Below are 18,991 nucleotides of genomic sequence, written 5' to 3'. Positions count from 1 at the left end.
TATTTTAATTTGTACATTATTTAGCAATAGATTATGCCCGCATATTTTTTTACTCTTTTATTAGGTTTAACTGAGCCTCTCCAGTTTGGGACAAACTTACCCACCACAGCACCTAATAATGCAGTCAACCAAGTCGAGTGTATTTTATTTGAAATGGGAGCCCCTTTTCAGCTACAAACCTTGCCATGGTTACGTGCACGTCGAGAAGTAAAGTTAGAGCGCTTAGATGGATATTTCACAACCCATTTAATGCCTGAAATGAAAGCTTATGGACGTATATCATCCCCCATTTTCTTAGAAAGCTGGTACTGGTTTACTCACCCAGAGAGCATTAATAAACCAAAAAATAAAATGCGTTATGGTGCAGTAAGAGGAAGTTATCAAGCAAATTGGTTTAAAACTCAGAATATTATTGCTGAGGTAGAGGTAAATTCATTAGAAGAAATAGTAAATGTAATGCACCATAAACGGATTGATAGAATCCTACTTGATTTAGACGATTTTGAATTAGCAGCCTCTAAGCTAGGGATTAATAAAGACGAGTACCAAAAAGAATTTTTTAGATATGTACCTTTGGGATTATTTGCTTCGCATTCACTTCTCAAACGCCTTCCTGAATTTATGCAGCAGTTCGATGAAAATATAAATACTTGTGCGCAAGCTCCATTTTCACTATCAAAAAGTGAAGAAAAGCAAATACTTGATAGGCTCTATAGTAGCGCTAAAACCTTATTAAACTTACCTAGTTTAGTCGAAGAAGTTCAAATAAGTAATGAGTCTCCTTTGAGTGAGCCTGAAATTATGAAACGAGACCAGCTATGGATAAAAGAAAGTAAACACGTTGGGCATGCTGATGCGTTAACTATGCTTGATTTACCGTTATCTAAGGTATTTAAAAAATGGCAATCGCAGTTTAAAGGTGTTGTTACTGAGCTTATATTGACTGATAGCCAAGGAAAAAATATAGCAATAAGTAAGTTAACCAGTGATTACTGGCAAGGGGATGAAAATAAGTTTACTAAAATATTTAAACAGTCAAAGGGCTATAACTTTGATAGCGTTACATATGACGCATCAACACATCATTTTCAAGTACAGCTAAGTTTTCCTGTTTTAGATGATAATAATAGTCATATTGGAGTGTTGATTTTAGGTGTTGATGTAGAAAAAGCACTCCATTCGTCAAACGAAAAGAGTAACTAATTCGATACCTTTTACATAAGTTAGCTAAGCTTTGGAACTTTTGCTTAGCTAACATTATATTATGGATGTACTTTTTCTGAGGTCGGCTTTTTTCTTATAATTTCTTTTTTGGCTTCATCAAGCTTTATAAAATAAGCATTACCGCCAATACCTTTAAACTCTTCATCTGTAAATACAATAGTATTGTCATCAAAAAAAGTGACAGCCTCTTTTTGAGTTACTATTCCTAAGTCAATTTTTGATACATCGCCAGAAAAAAACTTATCACCCTCAAAATTTTCGAATAACCAAATACTGGTTGAATCAAGTAATATCAGCTTTTTACGATCAGGGCTTAAAGCAGCCGATGTTATCCAGCATAGCTTTTCTAAAGTGCTACATGTTTTAAATGAATCTATTAACTCGGCTTTAAAATTAGCGGCATGATCGCCCACTTTATAAACCTTAGTAATACCATCAAATGGTTCTGTGCGGTTTTTAGTAAATAAATATAAGTGACGTCCTAGAGCTACAAATGCCTCTAAATCAAAATTACGGTTATTAGGCTTTATAGGAGTGCCATCCATTTCGGGGTAGGTAAACTTAATTATTTCTGCTTGAGTCGTATCTGTTTTTATATCTATCGGGTTTTCTATTTTATAAATAGTGAGCCATCTACGATCGTTTTTGTTATTACCAAAATCGCCTAAAAAGAAGTGCCCAAATTTGTTTTGGGTCATGTCTTCCCAATCAATGTTTTTAGCGTTTTCAACTAAAATTTCTTTAGCAATAGAACCGTCTTTATTGAGTCTATATAGCTTTGGTTCATTGCCTCCGTCGTTAATAGCCCATAAACGTTGCTGTTTATCAAATTCTATTCCTGATATTTCTTTTAATTTAGGATCAACTGAGATTTCTTTTTTACTGTATAGGGTATAAATTGAGGTACCAATAAATGCAGCTACAACTAAAAAAATGATGGTGGTAGTTATTAAAATGGTTTTTTTCAACATGAAATTAATGATATTTCAGAGTATTAGAATGATGTGTATTATCCATGATGAAGTAATATAAAAAAAGTAATTTAGGATTTTAAATTTTCTTCGGATATTTGCAGCTATAAATATTTATATATTGAACTAATGAGGTTTTTAATAGTTTGTTGGTTTGAATATTGCTCTGTATGTTAAGTATCATTTAAAGCGTATTGTATATAAGGTTAATGCACCTTTTTGGTGTAATTGAAATATTATTTGCACTGTAATAAAGCGTAAATAAAGTTTTGTTTAACTAATAACACGTTTAATGATTTTTAGATGGTTACCACATCGCCTTTTTGTTTAGTTGTATGGCCTGTGGCAAAGATTAAGTATCCTTTTTGGTTTAGTTGGAGCCTGCTATGTTGAATAAACGTTTTTTTAAAACAAAAGATGAAGCTGAAGTTACTTTTGAATTTTCTCATCCAGAGGCAGAAGAAGTTTGCTTATTAGGTGAATTTAATGATTGGCAACCAGTGCCAATGAAGCTTTATAAAAAACAAGGTGTGTTTAAATTTAAGCAACGCTTACCTATCGATCAACAATTTCACTTTCGTTATCTGATTAATGGAGACATTTGGGATAACGACCATCAAGCTGACGGTTATATCGGCAATACTTTTGGCACAGAAAACAGCATAGTAAATACTCAACGCACTAATTAAGGCGATTCAATGGATGCTCTTTCGCAGTTGTTTTACCTGCATGGTATTGGCTTTGAATTCACTAAGTATACAGGTGAACAGGTGTTTTTTAGCGAAGAAACGCGTAAACGTGCTTTGCAATGTTGTGGTGTTGATACAAATAATGAAGCAGGAATAGCTCAACTAACTTATGATTTAGATGCATCGCTTTGGCTGGATTTAGTACCTAGTGTGAGTTTAGTTGAGCAAAGTACATGTTTGTTAAAGCTTCGTATAGATGAACGTCAGCAATATTTAGCCGCTAATATTGATGTCCCTTCACTTGGAATGCACATAGCATTTGATAATCTTTATAACTTGGCCGTCACTGGTGAATATTACTTGCATGGCGTTCGCTATATTGAGCTGGCACTACCCATTGATAATATGCCAATTGGCTATCATGACGCTAATGTTCAGGTAGGTGAGCAACACGCTATTACACAAATTTGGTACGTGCCTGAGCAAGTCTATCAAGTGGAAGACACAAAGCGCACGGGATTATCTATTCAGCTTTACACATTAAAAAATAGAGCGAATTTGGGTATTGGCGACTTTGACGATTTATTAGCGCTTACAAAACTATGCAGCTCCCAAAACATGGATTACATATTACTTAATCCACTGCATTTGCTATTCGCTGATATGCCAGGGCGAGCCAGTCCTTATAGCCCTAATAGTCGCGCTTTATTAAATCCTCTTTATATTTCCATCGTACTAAGCGAAGACGCAATAAATAACGAAAACCTTGACGCCATTATGCAGCAAGATGATGTCGCTGCACTTATTAAAAGTAATGATCAGTTTATAGATTATGAAAATGTAAGTCGTATAAAGTATACGTTATTTGAAGCGCTTTATAATCAGTTTGAATTAACGGCAAGTGATGAGCGTCGCCAAGCGTTTACTGATTTTTGTAATGCTCATTCTACTACGTTAAATACCCTCGAATCAGATAACCTAACATTTGCTTATTACCTGCAATGGCAAGCGCATATGCAACTGGCACTGTGTCAAAAAAGTTGCGCAGAGAGAGGCATGGCTATTGGCTTAATAAACGACTTAGCTGTTGGTTGTGCTGGCGATGGGGCTGAATTTAAAAATCAGCAATCGTTGTTTAGCCAAGGTGCAAGTGTAGGCGCTCCACCCGATCCATGGGCTGAAGCAGGTCAAAATTGGGGCCTCCCAGCCCTCAATCCCCAAAGCCTTAGCAATAATCACTACCAATTTTACCGCTCGCTCATTCGCGCAAACATGCAAAACGTAGGTGGACTTCGAATTGACCACGTAATGGCTATTAGGCGCCTATGGTGGTGCTTTGAAAGCAATGGCGAACAAGACGGCTGTTATGTTTATTATCCGTTTGAGCATTTACTTGCCATTTTAAAAATTGAATCGCATATTAATCAGAGTATTGTTATTGGTGAAGATTTAGGCATCGTACCGCCAGAGGTTAGGGAAGCTTTGGCATCTAGCGGTATTTTTTCCAACAGCTTATTTTATTTTGAGAAACAACACAGTGGAGAGTTTTTATCGGTAGATGAGCTAGCAACACATTGTTTGTTAATGATAGCCAATCACGATGTCCCTCCATTTACAGGCTGGTGGCAACATGATGATTTAGATATTAAGCAACAATATAAGCTTATAACTTGCAATGAATACGAGCAACTAAAGCAACAGCGAATAGAAGAGCAACAAAGGTTACTACGTTTTATTAATCACCATGGCAATACAACTGAGCTTTTATTACATAGTGAAGCAGTGACTGTTTATAGCGCACTTGCATTGTGTTTAGCAGGCTCTCAATCGCGTTTATTTGCAATACAAATAGATGACTTAGATGAGCAGAAGTATCCGGTCAATATCCCCGGAACAGATAAAGAATATCCTAATTGGCGACGTGTATTAACGCATACCAGTGAAGAAATTTTTACCAAAAATGCCTCACTTTTAGCTGCTATCGATTCAATAAGGAAAGGTTAAATGAGCAGTACAACTAATGAAAATAGTTACGATGCACAAGTACACGCATTAAATACAGGGCGATTTAAAGACCCATTTAGCTTCTTAGGGGCACATAAAACGGATGCTGAGGTTGAAGTTCGTTTTTATCTACCTTGTGCAATAAGCGTAAGTGTTACATTAAATAATAAAACTATTAAGGCGCAGCGCTACCAGCAAAGTGACTTATTTATAGCCAAAGTTGATGCTTTGCCCACTGCGCCATATGAATGCATTGCTCAGTACACAGATAGCAGCGTTACCTTTTATGATGAATACAGCTTTGAAAGCACACTTGATGCAGAGGCAATGTATTTATTTAACGAAGGCAGCCTTGAACATGCTTACTCGCATTTTGGTGCACATTTTAGTACTCAACAAAACGTAGACGGTGTGCGTTTTTGTGTATGGGCGCCTAATGCGGCAAGTGTCTCTATTATTGGTGAGTTTAACTTTTGGCAAGCGAATCGCCACTTTATGCGCTTTCATCCTGCAAGTGGTGTATGGGAGTTATTTGTACCAGGCCTTAAAGCTGACATGTGCTACAAATTTGCAATTACCGCGCAAAGTGGAGAGGTGCTCGAAAAAGCCGACCCCTATGCATTTAAAATGCAACAAGCACCTGGCACTGCAAGTGTACTGCAGTATAAACCAGAACCTATAAAGCTTGGCGAACAGGCACTTCATAACAGACAGAAGCGTAACCATATTGATGCACCAATTAGTATTTACGAAGTGCATTTAGGCTCATGGCAACGCGCTGAAAACAACCGCTATTTAAGTTACACAGAGCTTGCCGACAAACTCGTTAGCTACGCTCTTGAAATGAATTTTACTCACCTGCAACTTATGCCAATAAGTGAATACCCGTTTGATGGTTCGTGGGGGTATCAGCCTGTTGGGTTATTTGCACCTACCAGCCGCTTTGGCGACTACAACAGCTTTAAATACTTCGTAGAGCAGTGCCATAAAGCTAATTTAGGTATTTTACTTGATTGGGTACCAGGGCATTTTCCAAGCGATCCGCATGGCTTACATCGATTTGATGGCACCCATTTATATGAGCATGCTGATAAGCGCCAAGGGTTTCATCCTGATTGGAATACCTACATTTATAACTACGACCGCCCTGAAGTTAAAAGCTTTTTAATATCAAATGCTATGTATTGGCTACATCAATTTGGTTTAGATGGCCTGCGTGTAGATGCCGTAGCTTCTATGTTGTATTTAGATTACAGCCGAAAAGAAGGCGAGTGGGTTGCTAATTGTTACGGTGGGCGTGAAAACTTAGGTGCAATTGAGTGCCTAAAGCAAGTCAATATGCGCAGCTATAAAAACAACCCAGGCATTATGATGGTGGCTGAGGAGTCAACAGCATGGCCGGGTGTCACCCAAAGTGTTGAGCACAACGGTTTAGGCTTTGGTTATAAGTGGAACATGGGTTGGATGAACGATAGTTTGCATTACATGCAGCACGACCCGCTTTATCGTCAGCATCATCATCACGAAATGACTTTTTCGATGGTATACGCGTTTAGTGAAAACTATATATTGCCATTAAGCCACGATGAGGTAGTACACGGTAAAGGCTCGTTAATTGAAAAAATGCCAGGCGATGATTGGCAAAAATTTGCAAATTTACGCGCCTATTACGCATTTATGTGGGCACACCCGGGTAAAAAACTCTTATTTATGGGCGGTGAAATTGCACAGCGAAAAGAGTGGGGGCACGATCATTCTATCGATTGGCATTTACTTGAGCACCAAAGCCACAGCGGTATAAAGCACACCGTAAAAGCGCTCAATACCGTTTATAAAAACCAACCTGCGTTGTATGAGCTAGATTCGAGCGCGGCTGGTTTTACCTGGATAGATAACAATAATAATCAGCAGAGCATTTTAAGCTTTGTTCGCTATGCTAAAAACGCAAAAAACTTTGTGGTTGTTATTGCTAATTTTACCCCCGCGTCATATGAAAACTACGTTATTGGCGTACCGAGTAAAGGGCGTTATAAAGTTGTTTTAAATACAGACGATACTCAGTTTTTTGGCTCTGGCGTTGAAGTAACTAAAGATTCATCGCAGATAGTTCAAGCAATAAACGAATCAAATCATGGTTTTAAACACAGTATTTCAATTGCCATTGGTGGCTTAACTACTATTTATTTACAAAAGGTTGATGATGAGTAACCGATTTGATGTAGCACCCGGTAATGTAGAACCACTTGGCTCTAGTGTTATTGATAATGGGGTCAACTTCGCGCTTTATGCGCCTGGGGCAAGCCAAGCTTATGTATGCCTGTTTGATAAAAGTGGCCATTCAGAAATACTAAAAATGGCGATGAATATCAACGAAGGGGGTATTTGGAGTATTCATATTTCGCCATTAAGCGCCGGTGCGCTTTATGGTTTTAGAGTTGAGGGTGAATATAACCCTAAAAATGGTCAACTGTTTAACGAAAATAAGCTGCTGATAGACCCATATGCAAAAGACTTGTTTGGCGAGTTTACTTGGAGTGAACGCCATTACGGGCAAATGCCAATCGGTACTAAAAGCACTGTAAATAATGCGATTGATATACCTAAATCAAAAGTAGCGGCTCCTACGTTGTATACGCATAAAAAGCCTAATCACCGTTGGTCAAACACGGTTATTTACGAGTGCCATGTGAAAGGTACAACGTGTCGTCATCCTAAAATACCTAAACCCCTACAAGGAAAGTTTTTAGGGTTAAGCCACCCAAGCTTTATTGAACATTTACAAAGCTTTGGTGTTACAGCCGTTGAGCTTTTGCCTGTTCATTCTTTTATTAGTGAGCAATTTTTAACAGGGAAAGGTTTGCAAAACTACTGGGGTTACAACACGCTTAACTTTTTTACGCCCCATAAAGACTATTTGGTAAACGACGATATAAACGAGTTTAAGCAAATGGTGAAAGAGCTCCATGCTGCAGACATAGAAGTCATATTAGATGTTGTTTACAACCATACAGCTGAAGCAGGGGCGGATGGCCCTATACTATCGCTTAGAGGCTTTGATAACTTAGCCTATTACCGCACAGTAGATGGCCAGCCTGACGTATATATAAACGATACCGGCTGTGGTAATACCATAAATATTGATCATCCTAAAACACTGCAACTTGTACTTGATAGCCTTCGTTATTGGGTTGAAGTAATGGGAGTTGATGGTTTTAGGTTTGATTTAGCGACCATTTTAGGTCGCTCAAAAGCAGGCTTTAGCTCCGCACATACTTTTTTACAAGTAGTTGCCCAAGACCCTGTGCTCAACAAAGTTAAGTTAATAAGTGAGCCTTGGGATATAGGCCCAGGTGGTTATCAGCTTGGTGCATTTCCGCCGCCATGGCGAGAATGGAACGATCAATACCGCGATGTAATTAGACGTTTTTGGCAAAGTGAAACAGGCATTATTGCAAGCGTTGCAAAACGTTTGCATGGATCGTTTGATATTTTTGAGCACAGCCAACGTGGGCCGCTCAATAGTATTAATTTCATAACGAGTCATGATGGTTTTACCCTTGCCGATTTAGTGAGTTATGAGCATAAACATAACGAAGCTAATGGCGAGCAAAATCGAGATGGGCACAGTGCAAATCATTCGTTTAACTGTGGGGTAGAAGGTTTTACCAGCGACTCTAAAATAAACGCACTGCGCTTACAGCAACAAAAGAACTTTTTACTTACTTTAATTCTCTCAAAAGGTGTTCCCATGATTGCCGCTGGCAGCGAAATGGCGCACTCGCAAGGGGGGAATAACAATGCTTATTGCCAAAATAATCGCACTAGTTGGCTTGCCTGGAAAGATTCTCAACTTAATCATTCGTTAACACGATTTATTGATGATGCATTAAAAATTAGACGTGCGCACAGTGCGTTTAAACACAGTGTATTTTTAGATGATATAGACGAGCGTTTTACCGTTAAGTGGTTTACCGAACAAGGTAAAACCATGACTGATGCTCACTGGCATGAAGATACCAGGCAGTTTTTAATGTATAGCTTACTTGATAAGCAAAACAATCATGCATTGCTGATTGTATTTAATGCCAGTGAAAAAACAATTTTTTGTCAAATGCCCCCATCGCCAATTAATGCGCCGTGGCAAATGATTCTATCAAGTGTACATAATGCATCTGTGAGCAGTAATGAAGATGCGATGGTTGAAATTTCAGCACAAAGTAGTTGGGTTTTTAGTGCCAATTTAGAGGATGTTAGTCATGGTTAAACAAAGTGATCAAGTGTGTGTAGTAAAGGGCTGGCAAGAAGGTCCCGTTATTGATGAAAGTACGCTTAAAGATGACTTAACACGGCATTTTTATTATACCCTCGGCCGAGATAAGGTGGGTGAATCGCAGCATTATTTGTATCACGCATTAGCGCTTACTATTCGCGACAGACTTGTGGCCCGCTGCAGAGAAACGAATCAACAAATTAAGCAAGAGAAACGCCGCAAAACGGCTTACCTTTCTCTTGAGTTTTTGATGGGGCGTGCGCTAGGTAATGCTGTTTTAAATCTAGATTTAGATGAACAAGTAAGCTCAGCACTACAAGAGTACTGCACAACAATAGAAACAATTGAAGACGCCGAGCACGACGCTGGCTTAGGAAATGGCGGGCTAGGGCGCCTTGCAGCTTGCTTTTTAGATAGCTGTGCTAGTTTAGCGTTGCCTGTTATTGGCTATGGCCTACGATACGAATACGGCATGTTTAATCAATCGATTAAAGATGGTAACCAAATTGAGCAACCAGATAACTGGCTACGTGAAGGACATCCATGGGAGCTAAGCGCACCAGAGCATGCAAAACGTGTGAAGTTTGGTGGCTATGTGCAAAGTTACACAGATAAATTTGGCAGAGAGCACCGTCAATGGATGGGCTCACAAGATGTATTAGCTGTACCGTACGATGTACCTGTCCCTGGTTATAAAAACAATATCGTAAATACACTACGTCTGTGGAAATCAGAGGCAACAGATGAATTTAATTTAACCGAATTTAATGCGGGCAGTTATTCAGAAGCCGTCGCACAAAAAAATCTAGCCGAACAGATCACCATGGTGCTGTATCCAAATGACAGCAGCGAAAATGGTAAGGAGCTTAGGTTACGCCAACAATACTTTTTATCATCGGCGAGTATTCAAGACGTAGTAGACCAATGGGTTTCCCAACATGGCGAGAGCTTTAGTGACTTTGCTGATTTTCATGTTTTTCAGTTAAACGACACGCATCCAAGTATTGCTGTTGCAGAGCTAATGCGTATTTTAATTGATGATTACGAATTAGATTGGAACGATGCGTGGCAAATCACAACTAAAACCATGGCCTATACAAATCATACGCTACTTCCTGAAGCGCTTGAAAAATGGTCTGTTTCGTTGTTTTCAAAATTATTACCACGCATTTTAGAAATAGTTTACGAGATAAATGCACGCTTTTTAGCACAAGTTGCACAGCAATGGCCGGGAGATGTTGAAAAGCAACGTGCATTGTCACTGATTGAAGAGGGTGATGAGCCGCAAATTCGTATGGCTTATTTAGCTATTGTAGGTAGTTACTCTGTAAATGGCGTAGCAGCACTTCATACCGAACTGTTAAAAGCGGGATTATTTAAAGAATTTTATGCACTGTGGCCAGATAAGTTTAATAACAAAACAAATGGTGTAACGCCTCGTCGATGGCTTGCGCATTGTAATCCAGTATTAAGTGAATTAATTGGTGAAAAAATTGGTCATGACTGGGTTAAAAACTTCTCAAAAATTAGTGACCTACGTCGTTTTTATGACGATAAGGCATTTCATGAGCAGTGGCAAAATGCTAAACGTGAAAACAAACAACGTTTAGTTGATTTAGTTAAGGCGCGCTGCGATATCGATTTTGATGTATCAATGATGTTTGACGTACAAGTAAAACGTATCCACGAATACAAACGTCAGCTATTAAACATACTTCATGTGATTCATTTATATGACCGTATTCGCCGTGGGGATACCCAAGGACTTGTTCCTCGTTGTGTTCTATTAGGTGGTAAAGCAGCGCCGGGTTATTACATGGCTAAAAAAATTATTAAGCTTATTAATAACGTGGCAGAGGTTATAAATAAAGACCCTCAAGCTGCGCCATATTTACGCGTCGCATTTTTACCTAATTACAACGTAACCGCAATGGAAGTTATTTGTCCTGCAACCGATCTCTCAGAGCAAGTATCTACCGCAGGTAAAGAAGCGTCTGGTACTGGCAACATGAAATTTATGATGAATGGTGCATTGACAATAGGCACGCTGGATGGCGCAAACATTGAAATTAGAGATGCTGTTGGTGCTGATAACTTCTTTTTGTTTGGCGCACAAGCGCACGAAATTGACGATATTAAATCACGTTATAATCCAGAGCATTTAATATCGCAAAATAGCGATTTAAAGAATGTGATGCAATTACTTGAGAGCGGGCATTTTAATTTATTTGAGCCATGCTTATTTGACGACATAACAAATGCAATTAAGAGCCCGCACGATCCATGGCTTGTTGCTCACGATTTTGAAAGTTATGTAGCAGCTCAAAAAGAAGTTGATAAAGCTTACGCAGATCAGACCTACTGGACACAAATGAGTATTTTAAATACAGCAGCCAGTGGTATGTTTTCAAGTGACAGAACCATAAGCCAATACAGTGAAGATATTTGGCATTTAGAACCCCTCAATATTAGTGAAACAGACTTAACGACAACTAAAAGCCATGCCACTAACAGCCTAGACTAAATGGAGAGAGTATTATGCCTAATTATGCAAATCGCTACATAAGTAGCCTAACCAGAGAAACTTACGCGTTAATACTGGCAGGCGGTCGCGGTTCTCGCCTGCATGAGTTAACCGATTGGCGAGCAAAGCCAGCAGTTTACTTTGGTGGTAAACATCGAATTATCGATTTTCCACTATCAAACTGCATTAACTCGGGTGTGAGACGTGTTGGTATTGCTACACAATATAAATCACATTCATTAATACGCCATGTAAACCGCGCATGGGGGCACTTTAAAAAAGAGCTAGGAGAGTCGGTTGAAATACTACCTGCATCTCAGCGCCAAGGTGATGATTGGTATTGTGGAACCGCAGATGCTGTTTTTCAAAACATAGATATTATTCGTCACGAGCTTCCTAAATATGTGATGATTTTGTCTGGAGATCATGTATACCGTATGGACTATGGTGCTTTATTGGCTGAACATGTACAAAAAGGCGCAGATATGACAGTGTGTTGTATTGAAGTCCCAGTAGAGGAAGCCGCAGACACGTTTGGTGTAATGACCGTTGATGAAGAAAATAGAGTGTGTCGTTTTGATGAAAAACCAGCAATGCCGAGCTCCGTACCCGGCAAGCCAGGTACATGTTTAGCATCAATGGGGAACTACATCTTTAATACTGAATTTTTATTTGAGCAACTTAAAAAAGATTCTGAAAATGAAGGCTCTGGACGCGATTTTGGTCATGATATTATTCCAGCGATTATAGAAGAGCATAATGTGTTTGCCTTCCCATTTAGAGATCCAAACCAAGAAGGGCAACCTTATTGGCGAGATGTAGGTACGCTTGATTCGTTCTGGGAAGCTAATATGGAACTGGTAATGCCAGAACCACAACTTGATTTATACGATCCAACGTGGCCAATATGGACTTATCAAGAGCAACTACCACCTGCTAAGTTTATTTTTGATGATGAAGATAGACGTGGTATGGCTTTAGACTCAACAGTCTCGGGTGGGTGTATTATTTCGGGCTCTGCGGTTAGAAAATCCCTCTTGTTTTCTAACGTTCACGTTCGCTCATTTTGTACCATTGAGCAGTCGGTTATTTTACCCGGTGCGGTTATAAACCGAGGTTGTAAAATTAAACGCGCAATAATAGATAGAAGCTGTGAAATACCTGCGGGTCTTGAAATCGGTTTTGACAAAAAAACAGATGAAGAAAACGGCTTTAGGGTATCTAAAAAAGGTATCGTTCTTGTTACACGTGATATGCTCACTGAGCTTGCAAAAAAGTTAGAACGCCAAGCGCGAGAAAATAAAAAGCTAGCGTAACAACAAGTTAGATAAGCACGACAACATAGCTTGCTCATTTGTGAGCAAGCTCACACAGGTTTAAAGGAAATAATAAATTAATGCATGTATTAATGGTTGCAGCAGAAAATGACGCGTTACCAGGCGCAAAAGTAGGCGGTGTGGCAGATGTAGTACGCGATGCACCAAAGGCTCTCGCAAAGCAAGGTATAACGGTTGATGTTGTTATTCCTGACTACGGGTTTGAGCCGCTTGAGCGTATTTATATAGGTGAAGTAACCGTTGCATTTAATGCTCAACCCCATGTATTAACCATTTTTAAAGTACAACAAGCCGAAAATAATGTAAGCCAAATTGTTATTAGCCACCCGTTATTTAGTGAATCAGGCAGTGTATATTGTAACGATGCACCCGGGAGACCTTTTGCAACTGATGCGACTAAATTTGCTCTATTTAACGCAGCCGTCTGCGAAGTGTTATTACAAGGTGTATTAAAGCGCCCTACAGCGCTGCATTTACATGATTGGCACAGTGCCTGCGTTGCAGTTTTACTTAAGTTTGAGCCACGTTATAGCTCACTTAATACCTTACCTATTGCCTTCACAGTGCATAATATTGCACTGCAAGGGATAAGGCCTTTCAAACATGATGATTCAAGCTTAGAGGCGTGGTTTCCATCACTTAGTTATAATGGCCAGCAATTATGCGACCCGCGTTACCCTCATTGTTTTAATCCTATGCGCAGTGCAATAAATCTATGCGATAAAATACATGTTGTATCGCCAACTTACAGCCAAGAGGTTCTTGAACCGAGCAATTACGAACATGGTTTTTTTGGTGGCGAAGGGCTTGAGCAAGATCTGCAAAATGCATCAAGCCAAGGCAAGCTTGTTGGTATTTTAAATGGCTGCGAATATCCAATCAATGCACTTGAAGGAGCAACTCTCGCTGATTTTTATAGCCAAGCAGAGAGCACTTTATTTACTTGGATGGCAAATAGCGAGCAGTTACAAAGTGGCTATTATATTGCCCACCAACGACTACAGCAATTTAAAGCAACGGTTAATAACGGTCCATTAGTTACAAGCGTTGGCCGTCTTACTGAGCAAAAAGTGTTGTTATTGTGCCAGCAGGTTAATGGGGTTTTAGCTATTGATAAAGTGTGCCAATTAATTAATGAACATAATGGCAGACTTATTATTCTCGGCTCGGGTGACAAAGAGCTCGAAAGCATATTTACCAAAGCAATGGCGCGTAATTCCAATCTTTTATTTTTGAAGGGATATGGGCAAGGTGTTGGCGATTTAATGTATCAATTAGGTGACTTATTTTTAATGCCAAGCTCGTTTGAACCGTGTGGTATTAGCCAAATGCTAGCAATGCGAGCGGGGCAACCGTGTTTAGTACACAGTGTTGGCGGATTAAAAGATACTGTTAAACACCACGAAAATGGTTTTAGCTTTAATGGAGACACGTTGGCAACGCAAACGCGTAATTTAATTAGCTGTTTAGACGAAACTCTCTTAATTAAAAAGCAAAATCCTAAAAGATGGCATAAAATTAAGCACAGCGCAGAGCAAATGCGTTTTTCGTGGCCACAAGTGGCAACTGATTATATAACAACCTTATACCGGTAAAACGTTTGTGTACTTTAAAGTTTAGTGACAAATCTACCTGCTTAGGGTTTAATTACTTAGTATTATATAAAAGCTAAGAAGTAGGTAATGTGTCTGTATTTGTTGCAAGGCAAGCAATATTCAATCGAAGTAAAAAAGTAGTAGCCTATGAGCTACTTTTTCGTGATAGTCCAAAAAATTATTTTCCAGATATTGCAGAAGGTCAAGCAACAGCAAGGCTTATTATGGAAAATCAATTAAATTTAGGTACACGCCATATTACATCAGGCAAAAAAGCGCTTATTAATATAGGACCAGAATCACTAAAACTCGATTTATGTGCTTTCTTACCATGCCAAGACGTTGTGATTGAGCTGCTCGAAACCATAGAACCTACCGACGATAACTATGAGCTATGCCGAGGTTTATTTCATAGTAACTACAAACTCGCGCTCGATGATTTTGTATATAAACCACAATGGGATCGTTTTTTAAAGCTTGTGAAGCTCATTAAATTTGATATTGCAATTACACCTCTTAGCGAAATACAGCCCATAGTTACTAAGTTACAAGCGCATAAACAAATAAAAATACTAGCCGAAAAAATAGAAACACAAGAAGACTATGAGCTTGCCTTTGATATGGGTTTTGATTATTTTCAAGGCTATTTTTTTGCAAAGCCTACCATGATCAAGCAAAACGACATTGATTATAATTATGGTTTAGTCGTTGCTATTTACGCAGAAATAATGAAGCAAAGCCCTGACATTAAAACCATCGCAAGCCTGTTTGAGCTAGATGCTGCACTCGCATATAAGTTACTAAGATTAATAAACAGCGGTGTGTTTCCTATACAAAGCCAAATATCGTCATTAAAGCAAGCGCTTGTGTATTTAGGACACGAACGCCTGAAAAAGTTTGTGAGCCTTATTGTTACTGCTCATACAGCGGGTAAAAAACCTGCAGAGCTAATGCAAGTGTGTATTGTACGCGCTCGCTTTTGTGAGCTGGTGGCAAAAAAGGTTAATAAGAGTCAGTCAGGCGAAGCATTTTTAACAGGATTATTCTCGTTACTGGATGCAATCCTTGATCAACCAATGAGCTTGCTTGTTGAAAAGCTACCTTTCCCTGATGAAATAAAAACGGCATTATTAGGGGACAAAAACACACTTTATTATATTTTAAACGTTGTTAAAGCATATGAAACAGGAAGCTGGTGGGCACTTGAACAAGCTGTACTTTTGTTGAATATTGACAGTGCTATACTACCTCCACTTTACCAGCAGTCAGTCGATTGGGCTGACAGTTATAAGAATAATATTTAACGGATAATAGCTTTAATGCGCAATTATAATATGGACTTTATTCGCGGCGTTGCCGTGCTTGGCCTCGTTTACATGAATGGTTACGCCTTCGGCATTTTTGAATATGGGTATTCCTACTTAACTAATCCTCCTGTTAGCGACTCAATTATTCACACCCTTAGCAGTGTGTTTGTAGACGGGCGTTTTAGAACGCTGTTTAGTTTGCTTTTCGGTGCTGGGCTTTATATTCAGTGGCAACGTTACAAGTCTGAAGTGCAGATAAAAAGCAGGCTCTATTGGTTAATCCTCTTTGGTTTAGCGCATGGTTTTTTACTTTGGGCCGGTGATATTTTATTTGTTTACGGTGTATCTGGCTGGTTTGTTATTAAATATTTAGAAAGTGATAGCAACGTACTTTTAAAAAGAGGGTTTGCATTTACCTTGTTGTCGGGTGTAGTTACCTTACTTGTTATATCTAGCGTACCCGATGAAGTGATTTACCGCGATACAGCACAGTTTATTGAATTATATAACCCACACTATATTGATTACTTTATTAGTAACCTTGCTATGAACACGTTAATGCTTGTTATGGTGCCAATAATGACAATGTGGATGTGCGTGGGCCTTATGCTTATTGGCATTTATTTATATAAACAAGACGTTTTTAGTAAAGGCTTAACGACTCAGCAATTAATAGTTTGCGGTGCAATGACCTTTGTTTTTTGTGGGATCAGGCTTTATGCATCACAGCTTAATGGCAGCTTAGGATATGGGGTGCAAGAATTTGTAAATATTTTTGCGGCGCTAGGTATGGCTACGCTGTATATTCATTTAATTGTTAAATTTTGCAATAACAGCGCACACGTTGGCACGCTTATTCAACAAGCGGGGCGCTTAGCATTTACTTTATATATTAGCCAAACACTCATACAACTGTTGTTATATAAAGTGCTATTTACGCACTGGGTGCTCAATTTTGATCGTATTGACTACTGGTTAGTTGCAACGGCATTAGTTGCGCTGCAGCTTATATTTACCTTTATATACAGCCGCTATTTTAACCAAGGCCCGCTTGAATTTGTATGGCGTAAATTAACGAAAGCAAAAATTAATGCTTAAACACCTATAAATTCTAAATTAGGGGCGAAAAAATAGTGTGGGTGGTTTACACTACTCGCCTTAAAAATTACTACGCTATAAGTGCCATGACCGAATTAAAACGTTTAAATAAATTTATTAGTGAAACAGGATTTTGTTCACGCCGCGAAGCCGATAAATATATTGAGCAAGGTCGTGTCAGCGTTAATGGCTACTCGCCTGAAATGGGCGTAAAAGTTGCTGCTACCGATGTTGTATTGGTTGATGGCAAGCCACTTAAAGCCACACCAAAGCGCGTTTATATCGCTTACAATAAACCAGTTGGTATTACGTGTACTACCGAAAGTAAAATTCAAAGTAATATTATTCGCGCGGTAAATTATCCTACGCGTATATTTCCAATAGGGCGTTTAGATAGACCGTCTGAAGGGCTTATATTTTTAACTAACGAAGGCGACATCGTTAATAAAATTTTGCGTGCGGGTAATAACCACGAAAAAGAATATGTTGTTACGGTTGATAAACCGCTTAATCGTCAGTTTGTTACAAAAATGGCCAATGGCGTGCCTATTTTAGATACCGTGACTAAAAAGTGTAAAGTGACACAAACTGCCCCTAAAGAATTTAAAATAGTACTTACACAAGGTTTAAACCGCCAAATACGCCGTATGTGTGAATATTTAGGTTACGAAGTGGTGACGTTAAAGCGCACTCGTATAATGAACGTAACACTAAAAGGTTTAAAGGTAGGGCAGTGGCGTCATTTATCTGATACTGAAATGGCGCAAATAAACGACTCGATTTCTGAATCAGGTAAAACTCAAGAACATTCGCTTGATGCTAATAAACAATCAGAAAATAATACGCCGTCGATTCCTAAAAAGCGTGATTTTCAGGGTGAAAATCCTCGCCGTTTTAATAAAGGCGAACAAAGTGGCGAGCGTAGTACTGAGCGAAATTCAAGTCGCAACTCTGATCGCAGTAATGCTAATGGCGAGCGCAAAAATGAGCGCAGTAAAGCACCTTATCAAAAGCGTTCTACCACGTATGTTGGTAAGCCAAAAAGTATTAAAGAGAACAAGTCGTCACAGTCAAAACCTAGCTCGGGGCGTACCCTTAGCTTAAAAAAATAATCTGCACCTAAGTGGTATTCTACTACCACTGTATTTCTTGTACTATATTACCAAATGGGCTTGTAACGCCCACTAAATTTATATTGTTATTTTGCAAAGTCACCAATTTATTCTTATCTAAATACCATCTAAAAGTGTATTTTCTGTAGTTCTGTAAACTAAGCACTGTTAGTGTTGCACAACTGTACTCATAATCAGTTGGGCAACTACCTACTTCAAGTAATTGATGCTCTTGCTGCCATATATTATTGCTGTGTTTATTGGCCCATAATTTCACAGAAATACAAACTGACGTCCATAACCATAAGTAAATTAAAATAGGCAAAAACAGTGGTATAAATGCGCTGCGGAACTTCCCATGCTCAGCAATATAATTTTTAACTGTATGTTTAAATTCAAAGTTATTATTGTATTTTTTATATAGGTGCCTTAATAAAACAATCGACAACACTATCGCCGTTATTGGAAATAACGTAAATGTTAAGGTGTTATATATACCGTTGGGAATAAATGCGGGATCGGCTTGTTCATCCCATGCAAGTAGAACCAGTGGAGGAGCCGTTGCTAAAAGTAATAGGGCGCTGTTGAAGAGTTGCTTAAAGGTCAAAGGGTATTCACTTATAAAATGCTAAAGCCAATATAAAATAAGAGTATACCTAAATAAACAGCAATCGCCGATAACGAGTTTTTAGAGCGCAGGCGCTTAACAAGGTCGCGTGTGCCATCAACCATGCCTGAAATCACAAGCAGTAAACCACCTGTAAAACGGTAGTTGTTTAAGTTCACGTTACCATTCTTGTCAGTTATAAAGCTTAAATAACCAAAAAGTATACAAACGCTGCCCACTATTAGTATCGCGG

At 38.9% G+C, this 18,991-nt stretch carries 14 protein-coding genes; 11 read left to right on the top strand and 3 right to left on the bottom strand.

The window, feature by feature from the left end:
* Positions 1-33: 33 nt before the first annotated feature.
* Entirely contained in the window at positions 34-1,203 is a 1,170-nt protein-coding gene (locus I6E69_RS13910) for a cache domain-containing protein (protein WP_197121466.1), read from the top strand.
* A gap of 59 nt (positions 1,204-1,262) precedes the next feature.
* On the opposite strand, the gene I6E69_RS13905 is transcribed toward I6E69_RS13910, so the two are convergent.
* Positions 1,263-2,195: a hypothetical protein gene (locus tag I6E69_RS13905; RefSeq protein ID WP_197121465.1), complete on the bottom strand. Its 933-nt coding sequence runs from the start codon at positions 2,193-2,195 to the stop codon at positions 1,263-1,265.
* Between the two features lie 386 nt (positions 2,196-2,581).
* Between I6E69_RS13905 and I6E69_RS13900 the strand changes: the two genes are divergently transcribed.
* The 10 genes from I6E69_RS13900 (at position 2,582) to rluF (ending at position 18,131) form a co-directional block, all read left to right on the top strand.
* Complete coding sequence (locus I6E69_RS13900; protein WP_002958606.1) at positions 2,582-2,884, top strand: isoamylase early set domain-containing protein; 303 nt, start codon at positions 2,582-2,584, stop codon at positions 2,882-2,884.
* Positions 2,885-2,893: 9 nt separating this feature from the next.
* Entirely contained in the window at positions 2,894-4,888 is a 1,995-nt protein-coding gene (gene malQ, locus I6E69_RS13895) for a 4-alpha-glucanotransferase (RefSeq protein WP_197121464.1), read from the top strand.
* On the top strand, positions 4,889-7,096 hold the full coding sequence (glgB, locus tag I6E69_RS13890) for a 1,4-alpha-glucan branching protein GlgB (RefSeq protein ID WP_197121463.1): 2,208 nt from the start codon (positions 4,889-4,891) through the stop codon (positions 7,094-7,096).
* Positions 7,089-9,152, top strand: a complete 2,064-nt coding sequence (gene glgX / locus I6E69_RS13885; RefSeq protein ID WP_197121462.1) for a glycogen debranching protein GlgX — start codon at positions 7,089-7,091, stop codon at positions 9,150-9,152. Before glgB ends, glgX begins: the two co-directional genes overlap by 8 nt.
* Positions 9,145-11,682, top strand: a complete 2,538-nt coding sequence (locus I6E69_RS13880; RefSeq protein ID WP_002958602.1) for a glycogen/starch/alpha-glucan phosphorylase — start codon at positions 9,145-9,147, stop codon at positions 11,680-11,682. The genes glgX and I6E69_RS13880 overlap by 8 nt, the downstream gene beginning before the upstream one ends.
* Positions 11,683-11,696: 14 nt before the next feature.
* Entirely contained in the window at positions 11,697-12,998 is a 1,302-nt protein-coding gene (glgC, locus tag I6E69_RS13875; RefSeq protein WP_002958601.1) for a glucose-1-phosphate adenylyltransferase, read from the top strand.
* A gap of 80 nt (positions 12,999-13,078) precedes the next feature.
* Positions 13,079-14,614 (top strand): glycogen synthase, encoded by a 1,536-nt coding sequence (locus I6E69_RS13870; protein ID WP_197121461.1) that lies wholly within the window; start codon positions 13,079-13,081, stop codon positions 14,612-14,614.
* A gap of 89 nt (positions 14,615-14,703) precedes the next feature.
* Positions 14,704-15,918, top strand: coding sequence for an EAL and HDOD domain-containing protein (locus tag I6E69_RS13865; RefSeq protein WP_033020650.1), 1,215 nt, complete (start codon positions 14,704-14,706; stop codon positions 15,916-15,918).
* 30 nt (positions 15,919-15,948) lie between these two features.
* Entirely contained in the window at positions 15,949-17,019 is a 1,071-nt protein-coding gene (locus tag I6E69_RS13860) for a DUF418 domain-containing protein (RefSeq protein ID WP_182193892.1), read from the top strand.
* Between the two features lie 86 nt (positions 17,020-17,105).
* Positions 17,106-18,131, top strand: coding sequence for a 23S rRNA pseudouridine(2604) synthase RluF (rluF, locus tag I6E69_RS13855; protein WP_197121460.1), 1,026 nt, complete (start codon positions 17,106-17,108; stop codon positions 18,129-18,131).
* Positions 18,132-18,153: 22 nt separating this feature from the next.
* On the opposite strand, the gene I6E69_RS13850 is transcribed toward rluF, so the two are convergent.
* A complete protein-coding gene (locus I6E69_RS13850) occupies positions 18,154-18,738 on the bottom strand; it encodes a hypothetical protein (RefSeq protein ID WP_197121459.1) in 585 nt (194 codons plus the stop codon).
* 11 nt (positions 18,739-18,749) lie between these two features.
* Positions 18,750-18,917: a hypothetical protein gene (locus I6E69_RS13845; protein WP_231619788.1), complete on the bottom strand. Its 168-nt coding sequence runs from the start codon at positions 18,915-18,917 to the stop codon at positions 18,750-18,752.
* Positions 18,918-18,991: the final 74 nt, after the last annotated feature.

It is taken from the genome of Pseudoalteromonas sp. NZS100 (assembly GCF_015864815.1).
GTDB classification, from domain to species: domain Bacteria; phylum Pseudomonadota; class Gammaproteobacteria; order Enterobacterales; family Alteromonadaceae; genus Pseudoalteromonas; species Pseudoalteromonas distincta.
Note: the sequence above shows the minus strand (reverse complement) of the source record. Positions and strands in the feature narration are given on the sequence as shown.